This is a genomic window from Streptomyces bohaiensis (genome assembly GCF_012033785.1).
Lineage (GTDB): Bacteria > Actinomycetota > Actinomycetes > Streptomycetales > Streptomycetaceae > Streptomyces > Streptomyces bohaiensis.
In genome coordinates, this window is the sequence record NZ_JAAVJC010000176.1 from 1 (window position 1) to 9,962 (window position 9,962).

Here is a 9,962-nt window from a genome sequence, read left to right on the forward strand (position 1 = left end):
GCCCACGGCCGGTGCCGCGGCACCGGCCGCCACCGCATCGGCGCGGGACGGACGGCCGGGGCGCGGCGGTGTCCGTCGCAGGTGGCGCACGGCCGCCGACCGGACGGCCGCCACCGCGGGCGGCGGCTCCGATACGTTACGTTCGCACCATGGCCCATCCGGTGAAGTCCCCGCGCCCGCAGCCCGCCGCTCAGCGCCTCAAGGTACGCCGACAGCTCGCGGCCGCCGCCATGGAGCTGTTCTCCACGCGAGGCTACGAGGCCACCACGGTGGACGAGATCGCCGCCGCGGCGGGCGTCGCGCGGCGGACCTTCTTCCGGCACTTCCGGTCCAAGGAGGAGGCGATCTTCCCGGACCACGACGACACCCTGGAGCGGGCCCGCGCCGTCCTGGAGGCCGCCACCCCGGGGGAGAACCCGGTGGACACGATCTGCCGCGGCATCAGGGAGGTCATGCGGATGTACACCGCCTCCCCGGCGGTGTCCGTCGAGCGCTACCGGCTGACGCGTGAGGTGCCGGCGCTCCGGGAACGGGAGATCGCGTCGGTGGCGCGCTACGAGCGGCTCTTCACCCGCTACCTCCTCAGCCGGTTCGACGAGGACTCCCCGAACGGCGACGAGCCGCTGCTCGCGGAGGTCGCGGCCTCCTCCGTGGTGACCGCGCACAACCACGTGCTCCGGCGGTGGCTGCGAGCCGGCGGCGAGGGGGACGTGGCAGCCGAGCTGGACCACGCCTTCGCCATCGTGCGCCGGACCTTCGGCACGCTGCCGGCCTTCACCGGCCGGACCCCCGGCTCGGCGCCGCCGCTCGCGGCGGGCGGCGGACAGGTCCTCGTCACGGTCGCCTCCACCGACGCGCCGCTCCCGGAGCTGATGCGCACCATCGAGCGCGCGCTCCAGCAGCACCGCTGAGCGCGCCCCGTCCCGCCGCGGGCGCCACCCCCACCCGGCACACCACCGCCGTCCACGACCGGGACGGCGGAGCACCGCACCACCACGACGGAGGAACCCCGTGTCACCCGACCCCGCAGCGTCCCCGGTGGCGGCTCCGCCCCGCCGCGCGCGCCGCTCCTGCCTGGCCGTCCCGGCCTCCAACCCGCGGTTCGTCGAGAAGGCGCAGACGCTCCCCTCCGACCACTTCTTCCTGGACCTCGAGGACGCCTGCGCTCCCCCGGTGAAGGAGGACGCCCGCCACGCCGCGGTCACCGCCCTCAACGAGGGCGACTGGGCGGACCGGACGCGTACCGTCCGGATCAACGACTGGACCACCCACTGGGCGTACCGGGACGTCATCACGGTGGTCGAGGGGGCCGGCGAGCACCTCGACTGCCTGATCCTGCCCAAGGTGAGCGACCCCCGGCAGGTCACCGCGCTGGACATGCTGCTGACGCAGATCGAGAAGGGCCTGGGGCTGCGCGTGGGCGGCATCGGGATCGAGGCGCAGATCGAGGACGCCCGAGGGCTGGTCGCCGTCGACGCGATCGCCGCAGCCTCCCCGCGGCTGGAGACGCTGGTGTACGGCCCGGCCGACCTGATGGCGTCGGTCAACATGAAGTCGCTGGTGGTGGGCGAGCAACCGCCCGGCTACCCGGCGGACGCCTACCACTACATCCTGATGCGCATCCTCATGGCGGCGCGCGCCCACGACCTCCAGCCGATCGACGGCCCCTACCTCGCCGTCCGGGACACCGAGCGGTTCCGCGCTGCGGCCGGCCGCACCGCGGCCCTGGGGTTCGACGGCAAGTGGGTGCTGCACCCGGCGCAGATCGACGCGGCCAACGAGATCTACTCGCCCAGCCAGGAGGACTTCGACCACGCGGAGCTGATCCTGGACGCCTACGCCCACCACACCTCGGTCGCCGGCGGGGCCAAGGGGTCGGTGATGCTGGGCGACGAGATGATCGACGAGGCGAGCCGCAAGATGGCCCTGGTGGTCTCCGGCAAGGGACGCGCGGCCGGGCTGCGCCGCACCTCCCGGTTCGAGCCACCGGCCGCGGGCTGACGCCCCCGGGGGTGCGGCGCCGGGCGCGGCGCGGTGGCCGGCCGCCGCGCCGCCCCCGCCCGGCTGCGGCCGCTGTCACCCCGTGGTGACGGCCCGCGACTGTCCGAGAGTCGACGATTGGACATGATCATGGCCGGGTACGGAGGGGAGGAGAGCCGCGAACCGGGCCGAAGGGCCCCATCCGAACGCCCCGAGTGGCGAAAAGTGCACAGCCAGGCCTGCGATGACGGCGCCATGCCCCGCGGCGGCTTGCTCCGTTACCCCTGACAGCCGATAGCATTCCTGGTAATCGCCCGTTCTCTCGGCGCGAACTCCTCCCGCTACGAATGGTCTCCCATGCCCCACCGCTCTCTCTCCGAAGAACCCGGCCGAGTGCGTTTCGCGCGCGGTGCCTCCCCGTGGGTGGTGCCGACCGTCGCCACCGCCGCGCTGAGCCTCGCCAAGGCCCGCCGCTCCGGCCGCTGGGCCGCCGTGGCCGTGCCGACGACGGTGCTCGCCGCCGGGATGCTGTGGTTCTTCCGCGACCCCGACCGGGAGATCGCGACCGGCAGGGTGATCTCCCCGGCCGACGGAGTGGTGCAGTCGATCATGCCGTGGGCGGACGGGCGGACCCGTGTCGCCATCTTCATGAGCCCGCTGAACGTGCACGTCAACCGCGCCCCCGTGGCCGGTACCGTCCGTTCGCTCGAGCACGTCCCCGGCGGCTACGTTCCCGCGTTCAACAAGGAGAGCGAGAACAACGAGCGGGTGGTCTGGCACTTCGACAGTGAGCTGGGCGACATCGAGATGGTGCAGATCGCGGGTACGGTGGCACGCCGGATCGTTCCGTACGTGCCGCAGGGGTGCAAGGTCGAGCAGGGTGAGCGCATCGGCCTGATCCGCTTCGGTTCCCGTGTGGACGTCTACCTGCCCGAGGGCATCGAACCGGCCGTCGAGGTCGGTCAGCCCACCACCGCGGGGGTGACTCGCCTTGACCGTGATTGACCGCAAGTCCGAGGGGGCCTGGGTTCCCGAGGACGACACGGACGATGACGACGACATGCCGCTGTCGCTGCGGCTGTCGATCGCCGACGCGCTGACGCTCGCCAATGCGACCTGCGGCTTCCTCGCCGTCTACTTCACCACCTCGGGTGTGCTGATCCCGCACCTGACGGGCACCGGCGACGTCGGCGTCGTCCGCAACAACGCGGCGACCGCCGTGCTGCTCATGCTGCTGGCGTCGATCTTCGACCTGTTCGACGGCCTGGTGGCGCGCAAGCTCCGCAGCTCCCCCATGGGGGCCGAGCTCGACAACCTCTCCGACCTGATCAGCTTCGGCCTGGCGCCCGCCTACTTCGTGCTGGTGTGGGGCATGGTCGTCGGCGACATCCACGAGCCGCTGTCGGCACTCGCCGCGATCGTGGTGCTGCTGGCCGTCATCCTGCGGCTCGCGAGGTTCTCCTGCGTGTCGATGCCCGACGGCGTCTTCCAGGGCATGCCCTGCCCGTTCGGCGCGCTGACCGTGGTCTCCATCGTTCTGCTGGAACTGCCCTTCGTGCCGACGCTGCTGGCGATCGTCGGCGTGGCGTGGCTGATGGTGAGCCGGGTCGAGTACCCCAAGCCGCGCGGCCCGCTGGCCGGCGCCATGCTCGCCTGGATCACCCTCTGCATGGGCATGCTGACCGCCTGGGCCTTCGACGCCCCCGGCGGCGAGCTGATGCTCCAGACCGCCTGCTCGATGCAGGTCGTGCTCGCCGCGGTGATCCCGCTGTTCGCCACCGCCCGCCGCGTCTACGCCTTCCGTGAGGACCGCCGGGAGGCACGCGCCGCCGCACAGTGACACACCGCCCGGAGGGGGCGGCGGGAGGGGACTCCCGCCGCCCCCTCCGGCGTTCCCCGGCCCGGCCGTCGGCCGAGGACGCGCCGACCGGTTCACGGCGCCCCCGCCCCGCGGCGCGCCGCGGGGCACAATGGCGCGCATGGAGTTCACGAAGCAGGGGCATTCGTCGGTACGGCTGACCCGCGGCGGTCGCAGTCTGGTCATCGACCCGGGAGGCTTCAGCGAGCCCGACGCGGCGCTGGGGGCGGAGGCGGTGCTGGTCACGCACGAGCACCCGGACCACTTCGACGAGGGCAGGCTCCGCGCCGCGCTGGACGCCGACCCGGCGGTCGTGGTCTGGACGCTGCGGAGCGTCGCCGAACAGCTGGCGGCCGCCTACCCCGGGCGGGTACGCACCGTCGGGCACGGGGACACCTTCGAGGCGGCGGGGTTCGCGGTGGAGGTGCACGGCGAACTGCACGCGGTCATCCACCCGGACATCCCCCGGGTGACCAACATCGGCTTCCTGGTGGACGACTCGCTCTTCCACCCCGGGGACGCGCTCACCGTACCGGGGCGGCCGGTGGAGAACCTGCTGCTCCCGGTCCACGCCCCGTGGAACAAGTTCTCCGAGGTCGTGGACTACGTGCGCGAGGTCTCCCCCACCCGCGCGCTGGCCGTCCACGACGGACTGCTGGCGGAGCCGGGCCATGCCGTGTACACCCGCCAGCTCGGCCCCGCCGGCCCCGGGCTCGGCGGGGCCGACTACACCCGGCTCACGCCGGGCGGCTCGCTGACCCTCTGACCACGGCCCGCCCCCTGTGCCCCGCCGCTGCTCACGCCCGCACGTCCGAGAAGAGAGACCATGCGTATCGCCACCTGGAACGTCAACTCCATCACCTCCCGCCTGCCGCGGCTGCTGGCCTGGCTGGAGTCCTCCGGCACGGACGTGCTCTGCGTGCAGGAGCTGAAGTGCGGTGACGAGGCGTTCCCGACCGGTCCGCTGCGGGAGCTCGGCTACGAGGCCGCCTCGCACGGCACCGGCCGCTGGAACGGGGTGGCGGTGATCTCCCGCGTCGGCCTGGAGGAGGTGCGGCAGGGGCTGCCCGACGGGCCCGCGTACGACGGCGCGGTCGAACCGCGGGCGGTCAGCGCGGTCTGCGGTGGGGTGCGGGTCTGGTCGGTGTACGTGCCCAACGGCCGCGAGGTCGGCCACCCCCACTACACCTACAAGCTGGAGTGGCTCGCGGCGCTTCGGACCGCCGTCGCGACGGACGCCGCGGCTGAACAGCCGTTCGCGGTCCTGGGCGACTACAACATCGCCCCGACCGACGAGGATGTCTGGGACATCGCGCAGTTCACCGACGCCACGCACGTGACGGAGCCGGAGCGCGCCGCGCTGGCGGCGCTGCGGGAGACCGGGCTGCGGGACGTCGTTCCGCGCCCCCTGAAGTACGACCACCCCTTCACCTACTGGGACTACCGCATGCTGGGCTTCCCGAAGAACAAGGGCATGCGGATCGACCTCGTCTACGGCAACGCGCCCTTCGCGACCGCGGTCTCCGACGCCTTCGTGGACCGGGAGGAGCGCAAGGGGAAGGGCGCCTCCGACCACGCGCCCGTCGTGGTGGACCTCGACCTGGCCGCGCCCCCGGCGGGCTGAGCCCGCACCGCCCGTCGGGTGCCGCGGCGGGACGCCGGGGGTGTGCGGCCGCCCGGCGACCCGGCCACGGGGCTCGTGGGCCCGCGCCCCCGAGGCCCGGTCGAAGGACCGGCTCAGCGGCTCAGCGGCTCGGCGCGGGCCGGGGCGCGGCGAGGTCGATCGGGTACTCCAGCCGCCAGCGGTCGCCCCGCACCACGGTGTCCGAGGTCTCCACCGGCCGCCGTCGGTCGTCGTAGTGGGTCCGCTCCACCACGGTCAAGGACTGGCCGGGCGAGCAGCCGAGCGCTTCGGCCTCCGCGGGTGACGCCGGGCGGGAGCCCACCGCCTCCCGGGCCCGTACGACCCGGATCCCGATGGCCGCGAAGCGGCCGGGGACCCCGCACCGGGCGTAGGGGCCGCTGTCGGGCCGCTCCACGTCGGTGCCACCGGTGAGCGTCAACGGCTCCCAGCTGACGGAGAGTTGCAGCGGTCGGCGATCGGCCAGGAACTCGTACTCGGTGCGGACGACCGGGGCGCCGGTACCGAGCGACAGCCGCTCCGCGATGAGCGGCGGAGCACTCCCGGTCGTCGAGGTCGCCTCCCACGCCAGCTGCGGGCCCTCCTCGGATGCGCCGGAGCCGGTCCCGATGCGCCCCGCACCGTCCCGGACCCGGTCGCCGCCCTCCCCGCAGCCCAGCACCAGGCGGGCCGCGAGCGGGGTGTCGTCGGAGTGCGGCGCCCGTACCAGCGCGCCGATGGGCACGCGGTCGCTGACGAACACACCCCGGCCGAACTGACCGTTGGCGTAGCCGGCGGCCTTCAGTACGCGAACCGCCCGGTCGACGGTCTGGTCACTGGCGTCGTAGGCGCGGCGCAGCTCGGAGCGCGAGGGGATGCGCGACCCGACCGGAAGGCTGCCGTCGTCGATCCGGCGACGCAGGTCGTCTGCGATCCGTTGGTAGACGGGGCGGGCGTCCGTCATGCTGCTCCTCGCACACTCGCGGCGACGGGCCGGCCACCGGCCGACCGGGAGTCAGCGTACGTTACGGCCCGTCAGGCACCCTTACTCGTCGTGAGAGCCGCGCGCGGGGTGGTGGCCACCTTGGTGACATCGCCGATCACTTCGACCACGTCAGGGCCGTAGGCCTGGGAGTTCACGACGCGGAGCAGCAGGACGAAGTTGCCACCGGAGCCGTAGCGGCGGGCCAGTTTGACGTGATGTTTGGCCAGATGTCGTGCCGCCGCCTGGTGGGTGATGGACCGCTGGCCGCAGGCGAGGAAGACCGGCCGGCCGCCCTGGCCCGCGGTGAGGCGGGCGAGGAGGACGTGCTCCACGGAGCCGTTGACGAGCCGGTGGCGCTCGGTGCCGACCGTCAGTGAGCCGCGGTCGGGGCCGGCGGCCGTGTCGGTGTCGAAGCTGACGCCGGGCATCAGGGAGTGCAGGTGCGCCGCCATCCGCCGGTTGCCGAGGGGGTTGCCCAGGCATATCTCGGTGCGTTCGCCGAACCCCTGCTGCGGCGCGTCGCCGGACATCACCTGGGCGTTGGCGTGGCACGCCTTGATGAGCGCGGCCAGCTCCAGCAGCGCGAACACGTCGTTGCGTGACACCGCGCCGTCAGCGCCGGTCTCCCGGCTCACGACCAGCAGGCACTCGGAGTTGTCGGGCAGCCCGAAGAACCGCTGCTTGCGGCGGAGCGCGAGGCCGTAGACGTGGCCCCGCAGGAACCACCCGGCGGCTGCGGCACCGACGACGGCCGCCACGACGGCGGTGACGAGGAGGAGTGTGTCGCTCATGGCCCGGGACCCTACCGGCGTTTCGCAGCGGCGTTCGACTCCCGGCGCCGCGCGGCGGGCGGCCGGGCGCCGCCCGGGGCGTCCCGCCACCTCCCCGATAGGCTGCCGTCATGGACGAGGGGTGGCGCGAGGACCGGGTCGCGAGCGCGTTGCGCGGGGAGAACCCGGCGGTGTTGCGGCGGCTGGACGCGGGGTTCGCGGTGCTGGCGGACGCGCAGTTCCTGCCGGGCCACGCACTGCTGCTCGGCGACGATCCGACGGTGCGTCGGTTCGCCGAGCTGTCGCGCGAGCACCGGGTGGCGTTCCTCGCGGACGTCGACCGGCTGGCCGGCGCCGTCGAGGAGACGTGCCGGACGCTGGACCCGGCCTGCACCGGTGTGGACGTGGAACTCCCGGGCTCCGGGGGCCCGGTGGCGGCTGTCTGGCCGCGCTACCGGTGGGAGCCCGCGGATCTCCGCGACCGCTCGGTGCGCCGCTATCCCGAGGAGCGCTGGCGCGACCCCTTCTTCGCACTGGGCCGCGGCCACGACGGACTGCGGTCGGCGCTGCGCGCCGCACTGGACCGCTCCGGTGAGGACGGCACGGCTCCCTCCTGAGCCGGGACGAGCGTTCCGTGCGGCCGGTCGCCTGCCGCACGGAACGCTCGCGCCGGCGCCGGTCAGCGCCCGAGGGCGAGGGCGGGCACGCTCGAACGGGGCGAGTCCGCGGCCGGCCCGAGCAGCAGGGAACCGGCGAAGTACCGCTCCACCGTGGCGCGCTCCTGGGCGTTGGGGAACTGGTTGGTGCAGGAGATGCCGCCCGTGGAGCCGGACATGAGGCTGGAGCAGGGGCCGGGCTTCACGTCGGGCAGGCCGAGGATGTGCCCGAACTCGTGCGAGGCGATGCGGACGGTGTTGTAGCCCTCGCTGACGGCCTGTCGGCCCATCCACACCGTGCCGTTGCCGAGGCTGGTGCGCTGGGCGCGCGGCCAGCCGTTGTCGGCGACGACACGGACGTTGGCGCGTTGACCGGTCTGGACGGGTACCAGTCGGACGTTGGCGACGCTGGCGTTCCAGGCGTCCGCGCCGCGGTGCACGGCGGTGGTGAACTCCGCGGCACCGCTGACGTCGTAGGTGACGACGCGGGCGGCGAGCGGGCGGTCGGCGTCGGGCGTGGCGGCGAACGCCTGCCCGGTGGTCCAGGTGAGGGCCACGACCAGCAGGGTCACCAGGACCCGTATTGCTCTGCCGGTGGTCACGGTCTGCCTCCAGGGGGGAGTAGCCGGGCGGTCCGGGCACCCGGCGAGCGGTGGGGACGGGCCGGCGCCCGCACACGGCCGGATTGAACATGAACATGCCAGCGCCATCCGTGTGGTTTCCCACCCGCGGAGTGCTCCAACCCCGTCGGGGACGGCCTGTCCGCCCAGCACCCCCCGAGGGGCGCGTTCCGGGCACACCGCTTGGCCGCACGCCGGGGGCGCGGCGCGCGGCCAAGCGGCCGGGAGGGGGCCGGGTGAGGCGGGAAAGCCGAGGCAGCCGGAGGGGCCGGGGGCGACGGTGCCACCGGCCCCGTCACGGGCGCCCCACCGCCTCGCGTCGGCCGGCAACAGGGCCAGGACGGGGCGCGGACGAGCGGGGAGCGGACGAGCGGGGCGCGGACGAGCGGGGCGCCTCTCCGCCCCACGGGTCGTCCCCGTGGGGCGGAGAAGGGCGCGCGGTGCAGACGGGCGAACGACGGCCGTCAGGCCAGCGCCGCGGTCAACTCGGCCGCACGGGGCGGGTTCGCGCCCGCCCGGCCGACCGTGACGGCCGCCGAGGCGGCGGCGGTGCGCAGCACCTCGTCGACCGCCTCGGCGGGGAGCCCGGCGAGCCGGTCGCTCCCGCCGGCGCCCAGCGCCCCGAGGGCGGCCAGAGCGTGCAGCGCGCCGGACATGAAGGCGTCGCCGGCGCCGACGGTGTCGGCGACCTCCACCGGGAGCGAGGGCACCTCACGCCGCTCCGCGCCGGTGGCGGCCAGTGCGCCGTGCGGTCCCCGGGTGACCAGCACGAGCGGACACCCGAGTCCGACCCATGCCTCGGCGACCTCCTCGGGGGCGCGGCCGGGATAGAGCCACTCCAGGTCCTCGTCGCTGGCCTTGGTCACGTCGCTGAGCGCCACGATGCGTTCGACGCTCGCCACCGCGTCGGCGTGGTCCCCCATCAGCGCGGGCCGCACGTTGGGGTCGTAACTGACCGTGGTGCGGCCCGCGGCGGACCGGAGCGCCTCCAGGACGGCGGCGGCACCGGGCCGGCGCACCGCGGCGATGGAACCGGTGTGCAGGTGACGGCCCGGTGCGAGCGGCGGCGGCGCGTCGAGGCCCCACTCGATGTCGAACCGGTAGTCGGCACGGCCCTCGGCGTCGAGAGTCGCGACGGCAGAGGGGGTGCGCGGGGTGGCTGACGCCTCGACGGTGACGCCGACGGAGGACAGGTGGTCGGTGATCAGCCGCCCGTGCTCGTCGTCGGCGAGCTCCGTCACCAGCGTGGCGTCGTGGCCGAGCCGGGCGAGCCCGTACGCGACGTTGGCCGGGCTGCCGCCCGCGTGGACGCGATCCGGCTCACCGGGCCGCCGGACGATGTCGGCGACACACTCTCCTACGACGACGAAGGCCGAGGTCACGGCCATCACCCCCCTTGTTCTCGCTGCGGGACGGTCGGCAGTATGCCAGCCGGTGGGCGCCCCCGGCGCGCCCCGGGCGCCGCCGGGGGC

11 protein-coding genes are annotated in these 9,962 nt (G+C 74.3%); 7 read left to right on the forward strand and 4 right to left on the reverse strand.

The features are described 5' to 3' along the window. Positions 1 to 149 precede the first annotated feature (149 nt). The 6 genes from HCN52_RS17280 (at position 150) to HCN52_RS17305 (ending at position 5,462) form a co-directional block, all read left to right on the forward strand. Positions 150 to 911: a TetR family transcriptional regulator gene (locus HCN52_RS17280; protein ID WP_209314662.1), complete on the forward strand. Its 762-nt coding sequence runs from the start codon at positions 150 to 152 to the stop codon at positions 909 to 911. A gap of 100 nt (positions 912 to 1,011) precedes the next feature. After that, positions 1,012 to 2,001 carry an HpcH/HpaI aldolase/citrate lyase family protein gene (locus HCN52_RS17285; RefSeq protein WP_312876743.1) on the forward strand — a complete coding sequence of 330 codons (990 nt, stop codon included), beginning with the start codon at positions 1,012 to 1,014 and terminating at the stop codon, positions 1,999 to 2,001. Between the two features lie 336 nt (positions 2,002 to 2,337). Beyond that, positions 2,338 to 2,985, forward strand: coding sequence for a phosphatidylserine decarboxylase (locus HCN52_RS17290; RefSeq protein ID WP_168089356.1), 648 nt, complete (start codon positions 2,338 to 2,340; stop codon positions 2,983 to 2,985). After that, on the forward strand, positions 2,972 to 3,820 hold the full coding sequence (gene pssA / locus HCN52_RS17295; RefSeq protein ID WP_209314663.1) for a CDP-diacylglycerol--serine O-phosphatidyltransferase: 849 nt from the start codon (positions 2,972 to 2,974) through the stop codon (positions 3,818 to 3,820). The genes HCN52_RS17290 and pssA overlap by 14 nt, the downstream gene beginning before the upstream one ends. Before the next feature lie 139 nt (positions 3,821 to 3,959). Further along, on the forward strand, positions 3,960 to 4,604 hold the full coding sequence (locus HCN52_RS17300) for an MBL fold metallo-hydrolase (RefSeq protein WP_168089357.1): 645 nt from the start codon (positions 3,960 to 3,962) through the stop codon (positions 4,602 to 4,604). A gap of 60 nt (positions 4,605 to 4,664) precedes the next feature. Continuing rightward, complete coding sequence (locus HCN52_RS17305; protein WP_168089358.1) at positions 4,665 to 5,462, forward strand: exodeoxyribonuclease III; 798 nt, start codon at positions 4,665 to 4,667, stop codon at positions 5,460 to 5,462. 121 nt (positions 5,463 to 5,583) lie between these two features. Here the strand turns inward: HCN52_RS17305 and HCN52_RS17310 are convergent, their stop codons facing one another. Both HCN52_RS17310 and HCN52_RS17315 read right to left on the reverse strand, forming a co-directional pair. Next, entirely contained in the window at positions 5,584 to 6,423 is an 840-nt protein-coding gene (locus HCN52_RS17310) for a GntR family transcriptional regulator (RefSeq protein WP_168089359.1), read from the reverse strand. A 71-nt stretch (positions 6,424 to 6,494) separates the two neighbouring features. Continuing rightward, on the reverse strand, positions 6,495 to 7,235 hold the full coding sequence (locus HCN52_RS17315) for a hypothetical protein (RefSeq protein ID WP_168089360.1): 741 nt from the start codon (positions 7,233 to 7,235) through the stop codon (positions 6,495 to 6,497). A 110-nt stretch (positions 7,236 to 7,345) separates the two neighbouring features. Between HCN52_RS17315 and HCN52_RS17320 the strand changes: the two genes are divergently transcribed. Further along, positions 7,346 to 7,831 (forward strand): HIT family protein, encoded by a 486-nt coding sequence (locus tag HCN52_RS17320; protein ID WP_168089361.1) that lies wholly within the window; start codon positions 7,346 to 7,348, stop codon positions 7,829 to 7,831. 62 nt (positions 7,832 to 7,893) lie between these two features. Here HCN52_RS17320 and HCN52_RS17325 read toward each other — a convergent pair whose 3' ends face one another. Together HCN52_RS17325 and HCN52_RS17330 are read right to left on the reverse strand one after the other, a co-directional pair. Continuing rightward, positions 7,894 to 8,472 carry a snapalysin family zinc-dependent metalloprotease gene (locus HCN52_RS17325; RefSeq protein WP_312876744.1) on the reverse strand — a complete coding sequence of 193 codons (579 nt, stop codon included), beginning with the start codon at positions 8,470 to 8,472 and terminating at the stop codon, positions 7,894 to 7,896. A gap of 482 nt (positions 8,473 to 8,954) precedes the next feature. Next, the gene (locus tag HCN52_RS17330) at positions 8,955 to 9,878 is read right to left on the reverse strand and encodes a carbohydrate kinase family protein (protein ID WP_168089363.1); all 924 of its coding nucleotides are present in this window, start codon (positions 9,876 to 9,878) and stop codon (positions 8,955 to 8,957) included. Positions 9,879 to 9,962: the final 84 nt, after the last annotated feature.